This is a genomic window from Pseudomonas sp. RG1 (genome assembly GCF_025910115.1).
GTDB lineage: Bacteria > Pseudomonadota > Gammaproteobacteria > Pseudomonadales > Pseudomonadaceae > Aquipseudomonas > Aquipseudomonas atacamensis.
On record NZ_JAPCIK010000018.1, the window covers coordinates 47,979 to 67,057 of the forward strand.

Genomic DNA, 19,079 nt, shown 5'->3' on the forward strand with positions numbered 1-19,079 from the left:
GTTCGTGAACAAAGGAGAGACAGCATGAGTCAGGAATGGGATGCCGGTCGGCTGGACAGCGACCTCGAAGGCGTAGCGTTCGATACCCTGGCCGTCCGTGCCGGTCAGCACCGCACGCCGGAAGGCGAACACGGTGATCCGATGTTCTTCACTTCCAGCTACGTGTTCCGCACCGCTGCCGATGCGGCGGCGCGCTTTGCCGGTGAAGTGCCGGGTAACGTCTACTCGCGTTATACCAACCCGACCGTGCGCGCATTCGAAGAGCGCATTGCTGCGCTGGAAGGCGCCGAGCAAGCCGTTGCCACGGCCACCGGCATGGCCGCGATCATGGCGGTGGTGATGAGCCTATGCAGTGCTGGCGATCATGTGCTGGTGTCGCGCAGCGTGTTCGGCTCGACCATCAGCCTCTTCGAGAAGTATTTCAAGCGCTTCGGTGTCGAAGTCGATTACGTACCGCTGGCCGATCTGTCGGCCTGGGATGCGGCGATCAAGTCCAACACCAAACTGCTCTTTGTCGAGTCGCCGTCCAACCCGTTGGCCGAGCTGGTGGATATCGCCGCGCTGGCTGAAATCGCTCATGCCAAGGGCGCGCAGCTGGTGGTCGACAACTGCTTCTGCACCCCGGCGTTGCAGCAGCCGCTGAAGCTTGGCGCGGATATTGTCGTGCACTCGGCGACCAAGTTCATCGACGGTCAGGGCCGCTGCATGGGCGGCGTTGTCGCCGGTCGCGGTGAGCAGATGAAAGAAGTGGTGGGTTTCCTGCGGACCGCCGGGCCGACCCTCAGCCCGTTCAACGCGTGGATCTTCCTTAAAGGCCTCGAGACCCTCAACCTGCGCATGAAGGCGCATTGCGCCAACGCTCAGGCGCTGGCCGAATGGCTGGAGCAGCAGGACGGCATCGAGAAAGTCCATTACGCCGGCCTCAAGAGCCATCCGCAGCACGAGTTGGCCCAGCGCCAGCAGAAGGGTTTTGGTGCGGTGGTCAGCTTCGAGGTCAAGGGCGGCAAAGAAGGCGCCTGGCGCTTTATCGATGCCACGCGGTTGATTTCGATCACCGCCAACCTCGGCGACAGCAAAACCACGATCACCCATCCAAGCACCACCTCCCACGGCCGTCTGGCGCCACAGGAGCGTGAAGCGGCAGGCATTCGTGACAGTCTGATCCGCGTTGCGGTCGGTCTGGAAGACGTGGCTGACCTGCAAGCTGATCTGGCGCGCGGTCTGGCGGCATTGTGATCGAGTTGTCCACACCCGCGGCCAACACCCATGGCCGCGTGGCGCTGGTCACCGGGGCTGCGCGCGGTATTGGCCTCGGAATCGCCGCTTGGCTGATCAGCGAAGGCTGGCAGGTGGTGCTGACCGATCTTGATCGGGTGCGTGGTTCGAAAGTGGCGAAGGTGCTGGGCGAGAACGCCTGGTTCATCGCCATGGACGTCGCCGACGAAAATCAGGTCGCGCTGGGCGTGGCCGAGGTATTGGGGCAGTTTGGTCGCCTTGATGCATTGGTCTGCAACGCGGCGGTCGCCGATCCGCACAACATCACCTTGGAAAGCCTCGATCTGGCGTATTGGAATCGGGTGCTGGCGGTGAATCTGAGCGGGCCGATGTTGCTGGCCAAGCACTGTGCGCCTTATCTGCGTGCGCACAACGGTTCGATCGTCAATCTGGCCTCGACCCGCGCGCGACAGTCGGAGGCGGACTCCGAGGCCTACGCTGCGAGCAAGGGCGGGCTGTTGGCGCTGACCCATGCGCTGGCAATCAGCCTTGGACCGGAAATCCGCGTGAACGCAGTCAGTCCGGGCTGGATCGATGCCCGTGATCCCTCGGTGCGTCGCGCCGAACCTTTGGCCGATGCCGATCATGCTCAGCATCCGGCGGGCAGGGTAGGGACTGTCGAGGACGTGGCGGCGATGGTGGCGTGGTTGCTGTCGAGGAATGCCGGATTTGTCACCGGCCAGGAATTTGTCGTCGATGGCGGCATGACCAAGAAGATGATCTACGAGCAGTGAAAGGCAGCTGCAAGCTGCAAGCTAAAGCAAGACGCTGGTGTGCCTGCTTTAGGTGATCCTGCTTTTTCTTGGAGCTTGCAGCTTGCAGCTAAAACCCGTTTTTGAAAAAAACTCCAATCCTGCTATTGACTTAGCTTCGCCACCTGCGTAAATTTCGCGGCCTCGGAGATGCAAACGGGTGATTAGCTCAGCTGGGAGAGCGTCTGCCTTACAAGCAGAATGTCGGCGGTTCGATCCCGTCATCACCCACCACTCCCGAGAAGCTTGCGCAAGCAAGAGAGTAGGCTGAAAGTGCCTGCACCGACGCGCAGCGGTAGTTCAGTCGGTTAGAATACCGGCCTGTCACGCCGGGGGTCGCGGGTTCGAGTCCCGTCCGCTGCGCCATATTTTACGAGTCAGATTCATCTGATTCGCGATTGCCAGGCACCGAAGCCGGCAATCAACACGAGTTACTTGAGCGCAAGCTCAAAGCGATACGCAGCGGTAGTTCAGTCGGTTAGAATACCGGCCTGTCACGCCGGGGGTCGCGGGTTCGAGTCCCGTCCGCTGCGCCATATCTGTTTCAAGGACCACTGAACGCCTTGAAGCGCCGAAACCAGCCATCGGCTGAATCGGATCGATAGCAAAGACCCTGGTCGAAAGACCGGGGTTTTTTGTGTCTGAAATTTGGTTATTCCTCTTCCTCTCTCCTTAAGTCCATGCGAATCCCTGTGGGAGCGAGCCTGCTCGCGAAAGCGTCGGCACATTCAAAATCTGTATTGCCTGGAAAACGCTTTCGCGAGCAGGCTCACTCCCCCATAGGCACGCTCTGTCATCTCGGCGGATCGGATGCGGTGCCACGTCGCATTGATTTTTTTGATTATTTCGTCAGGTTTTTGTAACTGGTTGTTTGCTGTGGGCGCAGAAACCTTTAAAGTTAACCTTTCGGTCAGCTTTGCACTGTCAACACAGCTCTTTGCTTCGCCAGAAAGAGCTTCTGCACGACTCGAGATCCCCAGTAGATAACCACAAGGGCGGACCTATAACCGCCCAGAGGATGATCCATGTCCAACCGTGAAATATCCCGGCGCTCGTTCCTCCAGGGCGGGCTGGTGGCGGGTGTGAGCGTTACGCTTACGCCGCTCAGCAGTCAGGCGCTGGCTGCCTTGATGGAAAACAGCGTCACCGTGCCGTCCGAGAAATGGCTCGGCAATAACGGCAAGGCGCGGCAACGTAACGATGCCTTGTCCAAGGTCTGCGGCAGCAAGGTGTTTGCCCGCGACATCCGCGCCAAGGACATGCCTGGCTGGCCTGAGCAACAAGGCCACGCCATGCTGCTGAAAACCATCAAGGCCGACCGCATCTACGCAGGCTATGACCTGTCGTGGCTCGGCGCTGATCTGCAGCCGGACCGCATCGTTACCGCTGCCGATCTGGACAAGGACGGTATCGTCTTCCCCGAAGAGCACGCGCCTGATCCATTGCTGCCGGAAGGCAAAGTGCCGATGTTCATCGGTCACCCGGTAGCGATTCTGATCTGGAACGACTTCGAGCGTTTCCGTCAGGCCAAGAATCAACTCAAATTCAATGACAAAGCGATTCGTTACGGCGCCAAGGTGCCGTTCTACGAAGGCGACCCCTACGGCAGCTTCCGCTACGTGCGCGTCGGTGGCGCGACCTCGGCGGACGAAGACGAGTTCGCCAGCCTCAAGGATTCGATCCTGTTCCCGATGCTGAAGAACCGCCGTCCAGTCTGGAATGCATCGCCGAACCTGCATGGCAACCTCACCGAGCGCGGCCTGTTCTACGCCGACCGCATGAAGCAGGAAATCGACACGCCGCCAGACAACTGGCTGGTGTTCGATGAGCGCTACAAGACGCCGTCGATCGAACCGGCCGCCCTCGAGCCAGACAACGGCAACGGCTGGTACGACCCGAAAACCAAAACTCTGCATTTCGTCGTGGCGACGCAATGCCCGCTGGAAGTCGCGACCGAGACCGCGAAGATGATCGGGCCGTCGCGTTTCGGCCTGGCCAATCTCAACATGCACCCGGGCTATACCGTCGGCTATGGCTCCAAAGACCACAACATTTTTGTCTACTACGCAGCCCTGGCTGCGCTGTACGGCGCCGGTGTGCCGGTGCGTCTGGCCAACGACCGCTACGAGCAGTTCCAGAGCGGCATCAAGCGTCACCCGTTCGACATCCGCTACCAGTTGGCCGTGGACAAGAATGACTACACCTTCAAGATTTTCCGCGCGGAAATGAGCGTCGACGGCGGCGGTCGGGTCAACTACAGCCCATCGGTGGCGGCGGTTGGCGCCACGGCTGCGCAGTCGATCTATTACATGCCGCAGAACGACCTGCAAGTCACCGCGTATCACTCGCGCGCGGTCGAGGCGGGCTCGATGCGCGGTTACGGCACCCTGCAAAGCATGGCGGCGACCGAAATGATGGTCGACGAGATCGCCAATCGCCTGGGTGTCGACGCCATCGATTTGCGCCGCAGGAATGCCCTGCGTTCCGGCATGAAAAACACCCAGGGCGCAATCCCGGCCGGTGCACTGCGCCTGCATGAAATTCTCGACAAGGCCTCGGTGCACGAAGTCTGGAAAAACCGCGACACGATCAAGCGGCAACGCGAAGCGGCAGACCCGGATAACTGGTACGGCGTCGGTTTCGCTATCTGCCAGAAAGACTTCGGCACCGGCTCCGAAGCGCCGATGGCCAGCATCCAATTCACCGCGGACGGGCGCATCACTCTGCGCCACATCGGCATCGAAATCGGCACCGGCATGTCCACTTCGCAAGCCTTGGTCGTCGCCGATTTCCTCGGCAGCCCGGCGCACGAGGTGAAGACCGGCGAAACCGAGTGGCAGGAAATGCAGCTGATCACCAGCGGCAACCCGTACATCATGAGTCAGGCCGAGCAGGACAATCTGCTGCGCAATCCGCGCTGGGTCGGCAAGTTGGCGTCGGCGTCTTCGGCGACCAACTCCGCCTATTACTTCAGCCACGCGACCCGTGAAGCGGCGCGGGTGCTGTTCAACCACGGTTTGTGGCCGGCGGCGCTGGAGATCTGGCGCCAGGGTCCGTACGGCGGCCAGGCCAACCCTTACGTAGTGCGCCGCGAAGATGCGCATTGGGTCGACGGCAAGCTGACCGCCAACGGCATGCAACCGCTGAGCTTCGAAGAGCTGGCCAAGCGCGCCCATGAACGCGGTCTGGTGACAGGCGCCACGGTGCACGGTTTCAACCGCTGGAGCTGGGCCGAGGCTGAATACAGCATCGACGGCGTGCGCGAGCGTCTGCCGCTCGACGGTCTGGCGGTGAAATATGGCGATGGCGCGCCGCAAGCGAAGAAAGCGCAGATGAACAGCGCCGGCTTCCACCTGCTCGATCGGCAGAACGTCAACTACCCGGTAGTGCAGTTGAACAACGCTGCCGTGACCTATTACAGCCCGGTCGCGACGCTGGTCGAGTTGAAGGTCAATAAAGGCTCGGCGGAAGTCGAGGTGCTCAACCACCATTCGTGGATCGAGTGTGGTCGGGTGCTGGTTGAAGAGTTGGTCAAGGGCCAGCTCGAAGGCGGTATCGCCATGGGTATTGGTCATGCGCTGATGGAAGAGATGCCGCTGTACGAAGGCGGGCCGGGGGAGGGTGACTGGAACTTCAACCGCTATCGTCTGCCGATGGCCCGTCACGTTGCCGTGTGGAAACAGACCGCGGAAATTCTGCCGCCGCTGTCGCCGAGCGATCCGTCCAAGGGCATCGCCGAAGTGGTGATGATCCCGATTGTCGGTGCCATCGGTAACGCCGTGGCGCATGCCATCGGTAAACGTGTTCGTGACTTGCCTATCACCGCTGCGCGCATCAAGGAGGCCCTCAATGGCTAACCGTCCGCTTCAACTGACCCTCAATGGTCAATCCGTCGGCCCGGTGGACATCCCTGATGACCTGCCGATGATCGACTATCTGCACGAATACAAAAACCTCACCGGCTCGCGGCTGGGCTGCGGTCAGGGGATCTGCCACGCCTGCGTGGTGATCGTCGATAACCCCGACGGTACCAGCGAAGAAGTGCGCACCTGCATCACCGGCGCGCACTACTTCGAGGGCAAGAAAGTCCGCACCATCGAAGGCCACGCCACTCGCGACGAGCAGGGCCAGGTCACTGAGCTCAATCCGATCCAGCAGCGCTTTGTCGACGAGTTCGCCTTCCAGTGCAGCTACTGCGCGCCAGGCTTCGTCAACGCTGCCACCGTGCTGGTGGAGAAGCTGCAGCGTCAGCCAACCGTGCACAGCAAGCTGGAACAGGTGATCGAGGACAGCCTCGGCCATCACGTCTGCCGCTGCACCGGGTACGTGCGTTATTACAACGCCACGCGCAACGTGCTGACCGATCTTGGTCTGGTCAAGGAGGGTTGAGCATGAAGCGTTTACTGACCCGCCTGACTTTTGCGGTCGGACTGACTGCGCCGCTTTTGGCGGTCCACGCCGAGGATCAGGTCAAGCGCGGCGAATACCTCGCTCGCGCTGCTGACTGCATGGCTTGTCACACCGCGCCGGGTGGCGCGCCCTATGCCGGCGGCCTGCCGATCGTCTCGCCATTCGGCACGATCTACGGCACCAACATCACCCCGAGCAAAGAGCACGGCATCGGTCTGTACAGTGATGATGAGTTTTTCGCTGCGTTGACCGAAGGCAAGCGGCGCGACGGTGCGAACCTGTATCCGGCGATGCCGTACACCTCGTATCACCTGATGCCGCGCGCCGATTCCGATGCGATTCACGCGTATCTGAAAACCATCGAGCCGATCGAGCGCGCCGCACCGGTGACCAGCCTGAGCTTTCCGTTCAATGTGCGTCTGGGCCTGACCGGCTGGAACATGCTCTACGGCAAAGACGTCAAGCTGGAACCGGCCGAAGGCAAAAGTGAGGTGTGGAAGCGCGGCCAGTACATGGTCGACGTTCTCGGTCACTGCGGCGAATGCCATACGCCACGCGGCCTGCCCGGCGCGATGCAAATGGACAAGCGCATGACCGGCGGCATCCTCAATGGTTATCTGGCGCCGAGCCTGCTGGCCACCGACCTGGCCGCGCGCGGCTGGAATCAGCAGGATCTGAGCACGTTTCTCAAGCACGGCATGAGCGCGCAAGGGACGATGTTCAACGAGATGTTCCCGGTGTTTCACAACAGCACTCAAGGTCTGAGCGATGCTGATCTGGCAGCAATGGCGACATTCCTTCTCGGCGAGCAACCGCCACCAGCCAAAGAGCTCGTCGAAGTACCGCTGGACAAGCTCAGCGCGAGTGCCCAGCGCGGCCGTCAGGAATATCTGAACGTCTGCGCCGGTTGTCACGCGGTTGGCGGTGAAGGCAAACCGCACATTGCAGTGGCCATGCGTGGCAATACGACGTTGCGTCTGGAAGATCCGCGCAATCTGTTGCGAGTGATCGAGGACGGCATCGGCGAACAGAAGTTCTCCGGGTTCGAGCACATGCAGCCGATGCCGGGTTTTGCTGAAAAGCTCAGTCCTGAGCAATTGACTGATCTGCTCAACTACCTGCGTCAGGGTTGGGGCGGGCAGGGCGCTGAACTGGCGGTGAGCGAAGTGCAGAAGCTGCAAGCCGACGCGCCGAGCGTCGAGCACAGGGCCCACTGATATGCAGCATCTCGATCTGCAAGTGGTGCGTCGGGCGCTGGAATGGTCGGTGGCCGGGCAGCGAATCTGGCTGTGCACGGTGCTGACCACTTACGGCTCGGCACCGCGCGCGCCGGGTTCGCTGCTCGCGGTGAACGAAGGCGGGCAGTGGATCGGTTCGCTATCGGGCGGTTGCGTCGAGGAGGATTTCCTTGAGCGCGTCGCCGAAGGTGCGTTTCTCGAAGCGGTAAGCGTCGTGCGTTACGGCGAAGGCGATGATCCGCGCTCGCGGGTCAGTCTGCCTTGCGGCGGCATTCTTGATGTGCTGGTTGAGAAACTTGACGCCGACTGCGCGGTGCAGGCGCACCTGCGTGAACTGGAGTCGGCGCTGCTGGGTCAACGTCGTCTGCTTCGCGAAGTCGATCTGGCCAAAGGTGCGCGCGCTCTGTTTGCTGATCGCGAGCAGGGCGCGCGGATCGAGCGTGAGATCGATCGGGTGCGCATTCGTGTCGGTGCAGCACAGCGCTTGTTGCTCGCTGGCTACTCAAGTGTGGCGCAGGCCTGTGCCGAGTTCGCGGTAGGGCTTGGCTTCGAAGTGATTCTCTGCGATCCGCGTGATGAAGTGCTTGAAGGCGTGGTGCTCAATAGCGTGGAAATCCGTCGACAGTTGCCTTCGGTGTTCATTGCCGACGGTGGTTGTCATCGCGATACGGCGGTAGTGGCGTTGACCCATGATCCGCGCATCGACGATCTGGCGATGATGGAAGCGGTGCGCACCGAGGCGTTTTACATCGGTGTGATGGGATCGCAGCAGACGTCGCAGAAACGCTTCGAGCGCTTACGCCGCATTGGTGGCTTGAGTGAGGCAGAGCTGGCGCGGATTCATGCGCCGATCGGCCTCAACCTTGGCAGCAAGACCCCGGCGGAAATTGCGCTGGCGGTGCTGGCGGATATCCTGCGGATTCGCAGCGGGATCGCTCGGGATCAGCTCTGATCCTAAGCCTTGCTGATCTACTGTGGCGAGGGGATTTATCCCCGTTGGACTGCGCAGCAGTTCCCTCCTGCTCAAGAGGGGGCGCTGCGCACCCCCAACGGGGATAAATCCCTTCGCCACAATGGTGTTTATAGGCCGTACTTATCGCGCAGCCCGTAATACCAAGCACCCAGCGCGGCAAACGGTGTGCGCAGCAATTGCCCGCCGGGGAAGGGATAGTGCGGCAGGTCGGCAAAGGCATCGAAGCGCTCGGCCTGACCGCGCAACGCTTCGGCGAGGACCTTGCCCGCCAGGTGCGTGTAGGTGACACCGTGACCGCTGCAGCCCTGCGAGTAATAGATGTTGTCGCCCAGGCGCCCGACCTGCGGCAAGCGCGAAAGGGTCAACAGGAAGTTGCCGGTCCAGGCGTAATCGATCTTCACATCCTTGAGTTGCGGGAAAGCCTTGAGCATCTTCGGGCGGATGATCGCTTCGATGTTCGCCGGATCGCGAGCGCCGTAAACCACGCCGCCACCGAAGATCAAGCGCTTGTCGGCGGTCAGGCGATAGTAGTCGAGCAGATAGTTGCAGTCCTCCACGCAGTAATCCTGCGGCAAAAGCGCCTTCGCCAGCTCATCGCCCAGCGGCTCGGTGGTGATCACCTGGGTACCGCACGGCATCGATTTGGCCGCCAGTTCCGGTACCAGATTACCGAGGTAGGCGTTGCCGGCGACGATGATGAACCTGGCCCTGACCTTGCCTTGCGGCGTATGCACAACCGGATTGGCGCCGCGCTCGATGCGCACGGCAGGTGATTGCTCATAGATGGTGCCGCCGAGAGACTCGACTGCCGCCGCTTCACCGAGCGCCAGATTCAGCGGATGGATGTGGCCGCCGCTCATATCGAGCATGCCACCGACGTACTGATCGCAACCCACCACTTCACGGATGCGGCGTTGATCCATCAATTCCAGCTGGGTGTGGCCGAAGCGTTCCCACAGGCGCTTTTGCGATTCCAGGTGCCCCATTTGTTTGGCGGAAAGGGCGGCGAATACACCGCCGTCCTTCAGGTCGCACTGGATGTTGTATCTGGCCACGCGCTCGCGAATGATCCGGCCGCCTTCAAAGGCCATTTCGCCGAGCAGTTGCGCCTGCTTGGGGCCGACCGTGCGTTCAATGACGTCGATGTCGCGGCTATAGCTGTTGACGATCTGCCCGCCGTTTCGGCCCGAGGCGCCAAAACCGACTTTCGCCGCTTCCAGCACGGTTACGCGAAAACCGTTCTCCAACAGGAACAGGGCGGACGACAGCCCGGTATACCCGGCGCCGATCACACAGACGTCCGTCTCCACATCATCCTGCAGCACAGGGCGTGGTGGTACGGCATTGGCCGACGCAGCGTAATAAGACTCTGGGTATTGGGTGTTCGCCATCCTGCCGCCTCTGTTTAATATATTTTACGAGTGCGTCGATCCTACCCGAGTTGAAAAACCTCCGCCAGCCACCGGAAACTCTTCGTCGCTGAGGCGAAATTAAATATTTTGCATATTCATAGGGTTAGGTGAAAAAAAGGTGTTGACACCCCTCCGGAATTCCGTAGAATGCCGCCTCACAGCAGGCACGTAGCTCAGTTGGTTAGAGCACCACCTTGACATGGTGGGGGTCGTTGGTTCGAGTCCAATCGCGCCTACCAAACAAAATCCGCTCTGCTGGGCGGTCTGGAAGGGCTCACCGAAAGGTGGGCCCTTTTTTGTGCTTCGGATTTCATGCAGAACGTTCACAAAATATAGGCTCCGTTCACACTGGGCAATGTGAACGACCAAATCAGCCGCTTCTCATGCGCAATCCTTCCTCTATCTCCCTGTCTTTTTCACCACCTATCTTCTCCCGCTTGAGCGAGCGTTTTTCAAACCGTCGTGCATGCACGGACAGTATGTGGCGCTACCCAAATGAAAGACGACCTAATCGATGAGGCGGGATTTGAGCTTGGCTTGCCCTCACATGAAGAGCTGCTGGAGCTCAATGCGACTTGTTGTGCTCGGAGCTTGAGCTGACTCGCCGGAATCTTCGGACCGCACACCAGGAGTTGTCCGGGCTGATATCGATGTGCCGTCAGGCGGGCAAAGAGCTTGGCACGCTCAAGGTTGAGCATGAGCGGTTGCGTTGGACGCTGAGCGATTCATACCGGAGGTAGAGTGACAGGGAGGCGGGGAAAATGGTGTACCAGTACAGCGATCACACACCTTCTAAAAAAAATATTAAACGTACTGGGCCAGTCGGGACGGGGCTTGCTGGACGGTTCCGAATTTTAGATGCATTTACGCACTGGTTTACCCACATGTAGTACGTTGCAATTGTCACACGAAACGCAATATCCTGTATCTCAACGGAGCAAAACCCCTACATATAGGGTTTCCGTTAGCTGCTGACCTAGAATTAGTTACTTAGAAAAGTCTGCGAATGGTCGTGCTCGGTCTGGACAACTTAGATCACAACCATCCGCACCAACTAAAGCTAAACAGTAGCGATTACGTTAGCCCCAGGGGGACTGCATTGAGCCAAACATTGGCGTGATCGTCAACAGCTCTCTGCTGGTCGGCAATCCTTGGGGGTGACAATTCTATCCTTTGCTACAAAGGTAAAATGTCATGCCTAGTAATTCAAAGCAGTCCTCCGCGAAGGTGGCCAAGCTGGCCTCTGAAACCCTCCGCGATCCTCATGCCTCTGCAATCGCCAAAAGTCTCGCTGCCTCCGCGTTGGCCCAAGCCAACACTGGTAAGCAAACGAGTGCTGAGATGGAAGCGAAAGCCGGTCGGGTGCTTCAGAGTGAGAAGTACAGCGAAGAGACAAAGACCCTTGCTGGTTCGGTCGTATCTCAAGCCAACAAAGCGCGGGGGGATTGAGTCATGACCATTTTTGTAACCTTAACGGTGGACTTGAACGGTAACGTAACTCAGTCAGCGAGGGCTAAGTTTTACGAATATCTCAAGGGTCAAAACTATTCAAAGCACAAGCTCACAACCTTGTGGACCGCGTGGTTCCTTCCCGGTAACACGATAGACAGTGCGGTCACTTTCACGAAGGCAACAGTGGCGGCGGCTGCACGTGCTGCCGGCATCTCGAATTATGAGGCTTTGGTCATGCCGGGGGAGCAGGGGCCAACAGAGTGGCGGCAGTAATAGTTTTGAAGGTCGTGGTGTGATGCAAAGCCCCGCCGAAGCGGGGCTTTGTATTGCGGTATCCGCTTTAGCCTAATGTCTGAACGCGGCTTTCTATGGCTGTGGCGTAAAGCCAAACAAAGCGGGATCATTCCTGATCGGGTAGCGGTTCTGGAGACGGCCTCAGCACCTGATATTGCAGCGCTCTATGAGCCATGCCCTAGGTATTAATGGCATTTCGAAATCATTCGTATGCTGCTACTCTTCTGCGGATGCGAGGGAGGCGATGAGTCAACCGACTCCACTCTCTCAGACGTACTCATTGAGGTTCATTTGGCGAGGATTGCTGAATGCAAACAGGTTTCCAGGCTCACGAAGTTCCGGGTTGTACGGTGTCTCAGCGCGCCTATTTCAATGAGTATAAAGGTTTTAATTCAATATATTCATCTATGCGCAACGACTATTCGTGCCTCGAAAGCAAAAGGCCAAGTTTCTGTTATAAGCTCCTGGTGGTTGTAACCAAAGTTATAAGGGGGGGGTTAAATGGAGATTGACAAAAAAATTCACTTTCCCTTTGGTAGAAGCTTTATGCTTCGAGCCGAACTAGGTCAAGGATCGTGCGGCAAAACAGTTCTCCTACATGATGAAGTGATTGATGAGTATTTTGTTTGTAAAAAATACTCCCCCCTACTGGATGAGTGGAAGGAGCTTTTGTTTAAAGGCTTTGTTAGCGAAATAAAGCTACTGTACTCGCTGCACCATATTAACGTTGTCCGTGTATTCAATTACATGCTGTACCCAGATAAATATAGTGGATATATTTTTATGGAGTACGTCGAGGGAATGGATATTGAAGAATATTTGACCCTACACCCTGAAAATATCAATGAAGTATTCTTGCAGGTAATTGATGCCTTCGCTCATCTAGAGTCACGAAATATTCTTCATCGCGATGTCAGACCATCTAATTTGATGGTTACAAACGACGGAGTTGTTAAAGTTATAGATTTCGGATTTGGAAAGAAAGTGCTGGAAGACGTGGATTTCGATAAGAGTATTTCATTAAACTGGTGGTGTGAACTTCCATTAGAATTTGAAAGCAAGCTCTATACGCACGCAACTGAAGTATACTTTGTCGGCAAATTATTTGAAAAGATTGTTTTCGATAACTCTATTTTTTCTTTTAATCATTCGCCTTTAGTTGAAAGAATGACGAAGCGATCACCTCATGAGCGTACTGACTCTTTTGCTGGTGTGAGGGAAGAAGCATTAACTAATACGACAGAGTCCGTAGCTTTTTCGGGCTCAGAAATTTCGACTTATCAGGAGTTCTCACGAAGTCTAGTATCAGCAATTTCGAAAATAGTGTCAGATGCTAAGTATTTTGAAGTTGATGAGTTTTCTGTCCGCTTGGAAAAAACCTATAAAAGTGTAATGCTTGAAAATCAGGTGCCTTCTAATTCACAGGTGATTAAATGCTTTGTAAACGGCGCTTACTATTTTAGCAAAGTTAACCGAATGCCTGTTAATGTCATTAAGGAGTTTCTGCAGCTTCTATCCAGTAGCAATAGGGAGAAAAGAAACATTATTGAGGCTAACATTTATGCAAGGCTGGACGCGGTGGAGAAGTATAAGCCGAAACCAGTGCCAGATTTTAGTTCTTTTGACGAAATACCATTTTGATTTGCTTCGCGATCTATAGATATATTTAGAATGAAGTATTGGTCGACAAATAATCATACATAACCTAAGGGTGGCACGGATGCATTTTCAGTTATTGATATTTGATCTTGACAACACTCTAATTGAAACCAGTGATCTTGAATTGGACTTTCGCGGTTACGCTTTTAAAGGCGTCCAGTCGGCAGAATATATTAACAATCTCCGCGAAAGAGCAACAGCAATTCCCCGGCGGGTCATATACACTCTGCAATTTCTAAACCAGTTGAGATCGAAATATCCGAACCTCAAGCTCGGCGTATTCACGCGAGCTCCAAAGACTTATACGCATACCCTCCTATCGACATTCTATGCGGGATTTCATTGGGACTCTATAATCACAGCTGAAGATGTTGTTCATCCTAAGCCTGCACCTGATGGAATACAGCGTGCAATGGCTTCATTAGGGGTGGTTGATATATCTGCAGTAGTAGTGGTAGGAGACGGTAAAGTAGATATCAACGCTGCCTACGCAGCGGGTGTGTGGGCCGTTGCCGATACAACCACATGGCCGGACCGCCGCGTTCCAGACAACTATTATGTTACCGAACGCTTGCCTGATGCGGTGATCAACAATCCGGATCAGCTAAATAGTTTTCTAGAAAACCCAGTAAGCGGTTGGCCGCTCCTGGAACAGCTAGAGTATTATAAATCCACTCCGCCTATTGGATTGCCGGAGAGGGTAGAGGTGATAAATCACTTCGACAAGTCAGGTGACAACAGGCAATTCATCAAAGTTTCTGTGCTAGGGAGACGGTTTCGAAATGACGATTCCTTATCTGCAAGGCGTAAATGGCATCCAGTTTCACACGAAATCGAAAGCCATAAGAACTCATCAATTTTCCCATTTCACTGGATTGAAAGCTTACGCCGTTTTATTGCTAAAGATATAAATGTTCAGTTTGGCAATCCTGTAATAATAACTGTGATTCCTGCTCGTGCAGGAAGAACACCTCGCCTTGAGAATCTTTTAAACCAACTGGCTCTTTCACATTCAACTATTCCGCTCACTGGAATTTTTGGAGCTGCTAATATAGAATTCATCTCCGACATCTTTGCATATACGGATGGAATGCGCTCCAACCACGGGGAAAATCTCGGAGCAAAAGATCGTTTTATTAATGTCAGGGATCACATGGTCGTGCGACCGGGGTGTTCACCTAATGGAAAACGATATATAGTAATTGATGACGTGGTTACAACAGGTGCCACTTTATTTTATGCATCGCATTACTTGAAGAGTGCTGGTGCAGTTGATGTAACTTTGATTTCTTTGGCAAAGGCGGTTTCGGTTTAATAATGGTAATCTCAGAACAAACGGAAAAAATGCTAGGCTTATCTTTACTTAAAGGTATTGGACCTGCTTCTTTGCATCAGATTGCAACTTTTCCGGATTTTTTGACTGAAGATATCGGCCGAATAGCGAACAAGCTTTCAAAGTTGCAAAAAGCAATTGACGGGCCAGGCGCTTGGGATACCGCGTTAGAACAGGCTCGCTATCAAATAGCCCAAGCTGAAGCTTCAAATTGTCGAATTCTAAGTTTACTTGATTCCGAATATCCGTCATTGCTTCGACTTACTAAAGACGCCCCTTACATAATATATGTAAAAGGTAAGCTTCATCTGAATCCGGAAAAGTCGGTCGCGATCATTGGCACTCGGCAACCGACAGCTCATGGCACATTAATCGCAGAAAGAATTACTAACTTCTTTGCAAAGAATCAATGGAGTGTTGTAAGCGGGCTTGCATTGGGTTGTGACACCATTGCCCATCAAGCTGCTTTAGTTGCGGGAGGTCATACTGTTGCGGTGTTGGCCCATGGGTTACATACAATTTCACCATCTAGTAATAAGCGTCTTGCATCAGAAATCCTTGAATCCGGTGGGGCATTAATAAGTGAGTATGGGTTTGGTAGCGCTGCAATCCCTGCCCACTTTGTTAAACGGGATAGAACGCAAGCCGGACTTGCTCAAGGTGTTATTATGATTCAATCGGATATAAGAGGGGGTAGTCTCCATGCATCTCGCGCAGCCCTACAATATGGCCGTTGGCTTACTGTGCCTTATCCAACTGAAAGAGACAGACAAGCTGAAGAATCAAAAATCCAAGCAAATATGCTATTTGCCTCAAACAAAACGAGTGAGATATCTGATCTGTTGAAGTGTGATATAAAGGACTTGGAAAGACTTCATATAATTACGGGCAAAGAAGATTATCAAAAAATAATTGGACTTGAAAAATACACAGATAAATCCCAAAAAACTGTCGTCAACCTTATTTGATCCCTGTAATCAATCATCCAGCGATGGTCGAGCCCGTCCGATTTGTGCCGAGATGATTCAAGTAGTTAAGTGCAAATACTTTTTTATTGAGTAGTCCTCTGGTCGGCATAGTTACTTGTCGTACACAGGGCGTGATGGGACCTGGTCTGATGGCTTGTCTGCACCAGGTGTCGGTCACTCCGCCACAACTCCTGAAATTCACAGATTTGCAATCTGGGATTCAACGTTCTTGATAGTGATCCAATCCGATGGATGTTTGGATATTGGTCACGAGAATTTAACCGTCCCACCTTTTGCAGAAGGGTAAGTGCTGAAATTTTTGCAAAATCCGTGTGGATGTTGTGCGATGGTCGGTATGCAGTCGAGGGTTACGCAAGATAGCGTAAAGGCCGTTTAACTTGATGTGATTGTGACGCACAGCCTAGCCGTTTATCGTTGCTGGGTGAGCTTATGCGAGTCACGTTTGATTCTGTACACCGTTGCGACACCACAGTCGGCGAGCTTTGCAATCTGCTCAGCAGACATTGTTGGATGATTCGCCAACAACGACTTCACCTGTTCCCACAGCGTGGCATTCCGCCCCTTACCCGATGGTTTCCAATCCGGTTCGGCAAGTTTTTTGTTCTCTAACCCTTGCTTGATTCGTTCCACGCGCTTGTCCTGATCCAGCCGTGCCATGGTCGCCATAAGATCAATCAGCATGTTGTTGATCACATCCATGATTTGCCCAGTGATTCCCTTCGCTTCAACCAGCATGTGACTGGTAGGAAGATCAGCTACCACAAGACGCAACCCCTTGGCCTTGATAGTGGCCTTGAGAGTGTCCCAGTCAGCCGGTGAGAGGCGACTCAGGCGGTCTACCGACTCAACCAATAGCACTTGACCCTTCTCGGCAGTTTCGAGCAGAGCGAGCAATTGGGGGCGGTTGAGCTTGGTTCCGCTGATGTTCTCTGAATACACGCCAACGATGCTCAACCCCTTCTCGCTAGCGAAGAGCTCAAGAGCAACTTTTGCACGATTGGCATCTTGGTCTTTGGTCGAAGCTCGAAGGTAAAGGTGGGCATTCATGGCTTGTATCCTTTGTCATTCGTTTAGATAGATAAATGATAAATCGATCATATAGCTTTCCGCAATAGCTTATTGATAGTCGCCCCCTGACTGCCCTCGCACTACCGGATAGGTCTACTTCTTTGATAGGGATTAGCTACGCAGCTTGAATATCCCGGCAGTGATGGCAGACGCATTGGCATCGAGAGTTTCCAATGCTGTTACAGCGTTCTCATGGGTTTCGCTTGAGCCAGTAGCTCTAGCCCAGAGGGCCACCTCTTCGATTGCCGCTGCTAAAGCATGTTGGTTATGCAGTAAGAGTGTCAGCACGTCAGCTGTGGCGATGTGGGCATCTGTATTGTCTGGCATGTCTTCATCCTTGAGCGTTGAGCAGATGGGCTTCAAGGCTCTTGCTCCAGATGTGGCGGAGGAGCGCAGGCCACGACGATTTGCTTACGTTTTTTCGAAGATTTTCTACTAATTCGGGATGTCAAGGCGAGAGTGTAGTGCGCTTAGCCTAAAGGTGCCTGAAGCCAGGTTTAATCAGGGCTTCAGCTGGTTTGGTGTACCAATGCTTGTACAGAATTCCCTGTTAGCAATCCTGATACCAGCTCTGATATCACTTATGTCTGAGCGCTGTTTTTTTGGAGGGGTAACTTAGTCCGTCCTGATTGATCGGACTCGCTCGCACGCGAGTGTGGAGCGGAGAGCTTCAAAGTCCCTGTAGAAGGTCGGACAGGGATAGACCTAGTCCATCTGCAAGCACCTTGGCAGCTTCAAGGCTGGGATTGGCCGTGCCCGTCTCGATGCGGGACATGTATGTCCGAACGAAGCCGCACCTATCAGCAAATGCTTCTTGGCTGAAGCCTTGCTCGTGGCGTAGATCGCGAACGCGTTTTCCGAAGCTCTTTCGGAGATTTTGGTTTGTATGCATTCACGAATGGTGATGCTTTGTGCTCTAATCGTGAACACACCAATTGATGACACACCAAATGATACATGCGAAGGGACACCGTAGACATGGACTACTCCGAACTCGTCAGGAATGCTCGTGCGGCTGCTAATACTGGAAGCTATGCAGGGGCAAAAAAGAGAATCTTCTCAGGTGCACTGTTGTGCACTCTGTGCCTGCATATCAACCAAGCTCAGAGTTCTCAAGCTGAAGCTGAAGCGGTAGCGGCATTGTGTGACGCAATGCAATACCAAGCTTATAGCGCCATGGAACTTCGTCAGCTTTCCACGCCGAAATACAAACTTAAAGAAATGGTGGATAGCCATGTAGCGAACCTTAATAGCCGACTAACCCAATACAAGCTGATCGACGAAGCTTACACAGTAGAGCTTGCAAGTTCTGAACTTGCTGACCTTGTTGCTCATGAGTTCGCAGAAAATCAGCGAGCAAAGTGCATAAGAGAGCAAAGCATGTAACTTGCTTTGACAGCTGCCTATATGTGTTAACCAATCTAATATTTGTATTTCACTGATTAAACGGAAGGGACTCATGCGACCACTGATAGCCGCTGTTGCCATTGCGATTCTGAATGGCTGTGCATCACCTCCATATGCCGGAGATGCTATCCCTGTACCTGCAAATCGACTGCTTGCCTACCAATCGGAAGACAAGGGGCACGATGCTAGCGTCACCGTTATCAGAGAGGGAGGCGTGAATGGTGCGGGTTGTTTATTTGCTGTTTCTATCGATGGCAAGCTTGTAGCGCGAATTGGTGGAGATGAAAAAGCTCGTTTTTATTTGAAGCCGGGTAGAAGGCTAATCGGCGTTGGGTCTGACCCTCAAGCAATCGGAAGGTGCGGTGGCTCCAGTTCCTTCAAGCGTGAAGTGGCTACATGGGTGCAACCCGGTGAAAGCCAGACATTCAGAGTTGTCTTCCAGCCCCAGTTGGACATCCGTCCCTCATCGTACTGAGTTCACGGATGCGGTGGTTTTCTTCCTGATTTCAACCCAATTACTAAGGTGAAAAATGGAATCAGGGAGAAAGTGAAACGTGTGCCGAAAACGGCTGAAAGCCAGGTGCAATCAATCCTGTAGCGGCATTGGTGTGCAGCTTGTACATAATAGGTGTAGTGGTAACCCTGATATCTCGCCTGATAACTGATTGCAGTTTCAAAATATTATCGCCCACAAAAAAGCCCCTGACGCTGCGTGAGCAGTCAGAAGTCGACGGGCTTGTGCTGGTATTAAGTTGTGCGTAAAAGCTTTCAGGCGTGACTATGGAGTGTTACAGTCATCATCTAATGACGATGGTAA

At 54.4% G+C, this 19,079-nt stretch carries 17 protein-coding genes and 4 tRNA genes; 17 read left to right on the forward strand and 4 right to left on the reverse strand.

Translation table 11 applies throughout. From position 1 onward, the window contains the following. Positions 1–24 precede the first annotated feature (24 nt). The 9 genes from OK411_RS10725 to OK411_RS10765 all read left to right on the forward strand — a co-directional run bounded on the left by OK411_RS10725 (position 25) and on the right by OK411_RS10765 (position 8,627). Complete coding sequence (locus tag OK411_RS10725; RefSeq protein WP_016773944.1) at positions 25–1,236, forward strand: O-succinylhomoserine sulfhydrylase; 1,212 nt, start codon at positions 25–27, stop codon at positions 1,234–1,236. Next, positions 1,233–2,009: an SDR family oxidoreductase gene (locus tag OK411_RS10730; RefSeq protein WP_071171659.1), complete on the forward strand. Its 777-nt coding sequence runs from the start codon at positions 1,233–1,235 to the stop codon at positions 2,007–2,009. The genes OK411_RS10725 and OK411_RS10730 overlap by 4 nt, the downstream gene beginning before the upstream one ends. 176 nt (positions 2,010–2,185) lie before the next feature. Then, positions 2,186–2,261 (forward strand) — tRNA-Val (locus OK411_RS10735). Between the two features lie 55 nt (positions 2,262–2,316). Next, positions 2,317–2,393: transfer RNA gene (locus OK411_RS10740), tRNA-Asp, on the forward strand. 93 nt (positions 2,394–2,486) lie between these two features. Next, positions 2,487–2,563, forward strand: a tRNA-Asp gene (locus OK411_RS10745). 489 nt (positions 2,564–3,052) lie between these two features. Beyond that, entirely contained in the window at positions 3,053–5,884 is a 2,832-nt protein-coding gene (locus tag OK411_RS10750; protein WP_217879704.1) for a xanthine dehydrogenase family protein molybdopterin-binding subunit, read from the forward strand. Then, the gene (locus tag OK411_RS10755) at positions 5,877–6,416 is read left to right on the forward strand and encodes a (2Fe-2S)-binding protein (RefSeq protein ID WP_123443186.1); all 540 of its coding nucleotides are present in this window, start codon (positions 5,877–5,879) and stop codon (positions 6,414–6,416) included. Before OK411_RS10750 ends, OK411_RS10755 begins: the two co-directional genes overlap by 8 nt. A 2-nt stretch (positions 6,417–6,418) precedes the next feature. Next, positions 6,419–7,654 (forward strand): c-type cytochrome, encoded by a 1,236-nt coding sequence (locus OK411_RS10760; protein WP_217879705.1) that lies wholly within the window; start codon positions 6,419–6,421, stop codon positions 7,652–7,654. A 1-nt stretch (position 7,655) separates the two neighbouring features. Continuing rightward, positions 7,656–8,627 carry an XdhC family protein gene (locus tag OK411_RS10765; protein WP_217879706.1) on the forward strand — a complete coding sequence of 324 codons (972 nt, stop codon included), beginning with the start codon at positions 7,656–7,658 and terminating at the stop codon, positions 8,625–8,627. A gap of 128 nt (positions 8,628–8,755) precedes the next feature. Here OK411_RS10765 and OK411_RS10770 read toward each other — a convergent pair whose 3' ends face one another. Further along, positions 8,756–10,039 carry an NAD(P)/FAD-dependent oxidoreductase gene (locus OK411_RS10770; RefSeq protein WP_041478544.1) on the reverse strand — a complete coding sequence of 428 codons (1,284 nt, stop codon included), beginning with the start codon at positions 10,037–10,039 and terminating at the stop codon, positions 8,756–8,758. A 183-nt stretch (positions 10,040–10,222) separates the two neighbouring features. Between OK411_RS10770 and OK411_RS10775 the strand changes: the two genes are divergently transcribed. From OK411_RS10775 to OK411_RS10800, 6 genes are all read left to right on the forward strand, one after another. Continuing rightward, positions 10,223–10,299 (forward strand) — tRNA-Val (locus OK411_RS10775). A gap of 955 nt (positions 10,300–11,254) precedes the next feature. Next, on the forward strand, positions 11,255–11,509 hold the full coding sequence (locus OK411_RS10780) for a hypothetical protein (protein WP_264364856.1): 255 nt from the start codon (positions 11,255–11,257) through the stop codon (positions 11,507–11,509). Between the two features lie 3 nt (positions 11,510–11,512). Beyond that, positions 11,513–11,785 (forward strand): hypothetical protein, encoded by a 273-nt coding sequence (locus OK411_RS10785; protein ID WP_076383924.1) that lies wholly within the window; start codon positions 11,513–11,515, stop codon positions 11,783–11,785. 522 nt (positions 11,786–12,307) lie between these two features. After that, on the forward strand, positions 12,308–13,447 hold the full coding sequence (locus OK411_RS10790; protein ID WP_264364857.1) for a protein kinase family protein: 1,140 nt from the start codon (positions 12,308–12,310) through the stop codon (positions 13,445–13,447). Between the two features lie 79 nt (positions 13,448–13,526). Further along, the gene (locus OK411_RS10795; RefSeq protein WP_264364858.1) at positions 13,527–14,780 is read left to right on the forward strand and encodes an HAD hydrolase-like protein; all 1,254 of its coding nucleotides are present in this window, start codon (positions 13,527–13,529) and stop codon (positions 14,778–14,780) included. 2 nt (positions 14,781–14,782) lie between these two features. Further along, positions 14,783–15,766 (forward strand): DNA-processing protein DprA, encoded by a 984-nt coding sequence (locus OK411_RS10800; RefSeq protein WP_264364859.1) that lies wholly within the window; start codon positions 14,783–14,785, stop codon positions 15,764–15,766. A 429-nt stretch (positions 15,767–16,195) separates the two neighbouring features. On the opposite strand, the gene OK411_RS10805 is transcribed toward OK411_RS10800, so the two are convergent. The 3 genes from OK411_RS10805 to OK411_RS10815 all read right to left on the reverse strand — a co-directional run bounded on the left by OK411_RS10805 (position 16,196) and on the right by OK411_RS10815 (position 17,747). Further along, on the reverse strand, positions 16,196–16,834 hold the full coding sequence (locus OK411_RS10805; RefSeq protein ID WP_264364860.1) for a recombinase family protein: 639 nt from the start codon (positions 16,832–16,834) through the stop codon (positions 16,196–16,198). A gap of 132 nt (positions 16,835–16,966) precedes the next feature. Continuing rightward, positions 16,967–17,182 carry a hypothetical protein gene (locus OK411_RS10810; protein WP_122707669.1) on the reverse strand — a complete coding sequence of 72 codons (216 nt, stop codon included), beginning with the start codon at positions 17,180–17,182 and terminating at the stop codon, positions 16,967–16,969. 343 nt (positions 17,183–17,525) lie between these two features. Then, a complete protein-coding gene (locus tag OK411_RS10815) occupies positions 17,526–17,747 on the reverse strand; it encodes a helix-turn-helix domain-containing protein (protein WP_133338783.1) in 222 nt (73 codons plus the stop codon). 86 nt (positions 17,748–17,833) lie between these two features. Here OK411_RS10815 and OK411_RS10820 point away from each other — a divergent pair, with 86 nt between their 5' ends. Then, positions 17,834–18,241 (forward strand): hypothetical protein, encoded by a 408-nt coding sequence (locus OK411_RS10820; protein WP_264364861.1) that lies wholly within the window; start codon positions 17,834–17,836, stop codon positions 18,239–18,241. A gap of 73 nt (positions 18,242–18,314) precedes the next feature. Further along, positions 18,315–18,737, forward strand: a complete 423-nt coding sequence (locus tag OK411_RS10825) for a hypothetical protein (protein ID WP_264364862.1) — start codon at positions 18,315–18,317, stop codon at positions 18,735–18,737. Positions 18,738–19,079: the final 342 nt, after the last annotated feature.

Coding starts and splice junctions, on each gene's coding strand:
- OK411_RS10780 (WP_264364856.1), top strand. CDS start 11,255: ATGCCTAGTAATTCAAAGCAGTCCTCCGCGAAGGTGGCCAAGCTGGCC.
- OK411_RS10755 (WP_123443186.1), top strand. CDS start 5,877: ATGGCTAACCGTCCGCTTCAACTGACCCTCAATGGTCAATCCGTCGGC.
- OK411_RS10750 (WP_217879704.1), top strand. CDS start 3,053: ATGTCCAACCGTGAAATATCCCGGCGCTCGTTCCTCCAGGGCGGGCTG.
- OK411_RS10815 (WP_133338783.1), bottom strand. CDS start 17,747: ATGCATACAAACCAAAATCTCCGAAAGAGCTTCGGAAAACGCGTTCGC.
- OK411_RS10785 (WP_076383924.1), top strand. CDS start 11,513: ATGACCATTTTTGTAACCTTAACGGTGGACTTGAACGGTAACGTAACT.
- OK411_RS10725 (WP_016773944.1), top strand. CDS start 25: ATGAGTCAGGAATGGGATGCCGGTCGGCTGGACAGCGACCTCGAAGGC.
- OK411_RS10825 (WP_264364862.1), top strand. CDS start 18,315: ATGCGACCACTGATAGCCGCTGTTGCCATTGCGATTCTGAATGGCTGT.
- OK411_RS10820 (WP_264364861.1), top strand. CDS start 17,834: ATGGACTACTCCGAACTCGTCAGGAATGCTCGTGCGGCTGCTAATACT.
- OK411_RS10805 (WP_264364860.1), bottom strand. CDS start 16,834: ATGAATGCCCACCTTTACCTTCGAGCTTCGACCAAAGACCAAGATGCC.
- OK411_RS10800 (WP_264364859.1), top strand. CDS start 14,783: ATGGTAATCTCAGAACAAACGGAAAAAATGCTAGGCTTATCTTTACTT.
- OK411_RS10795 (WP_264364858.1), top strand. CDS start 13,527: ATGCATTTTCAGTTATTGATATTTGATCTTGACAACACTCTAATTGAA.
- OK411_RS10790 (WP_264364857.1), top strand. CDS start 12,308: ATGGAGATTGACAAAAAAATTCACTTTCCCTTTGGTAGAAGCTTTATG.
- OK411_RS10770 (WP_041478544.1), bottom strand. CDS start 10,039: ATGGCGAACACCCAATACCCAGAGTCTTATTACGCTGCGTCGGCCAAT.
- OK411_RS10765 (WP_217879706.1), top strand. CDS start 7,656: ATGCAGCATCTCGATCTGCAAGTGGTGCGTCGGGCGCTGGAATGGTCG.
- OK411_RS10760 (WP_217879705.1), top strand. CDS start 6,419: ATGAAGCGTTTACTGACCCGCCTGACTTTTGCGGTCGGACTGACTGCG.
- OK411_RS10810 (WP_122707669.1), bottom strand. CDS start 17,182: ATGCCAGACAATACAGATGCCCACATCGCCACAGCTGACGTGCTGACA.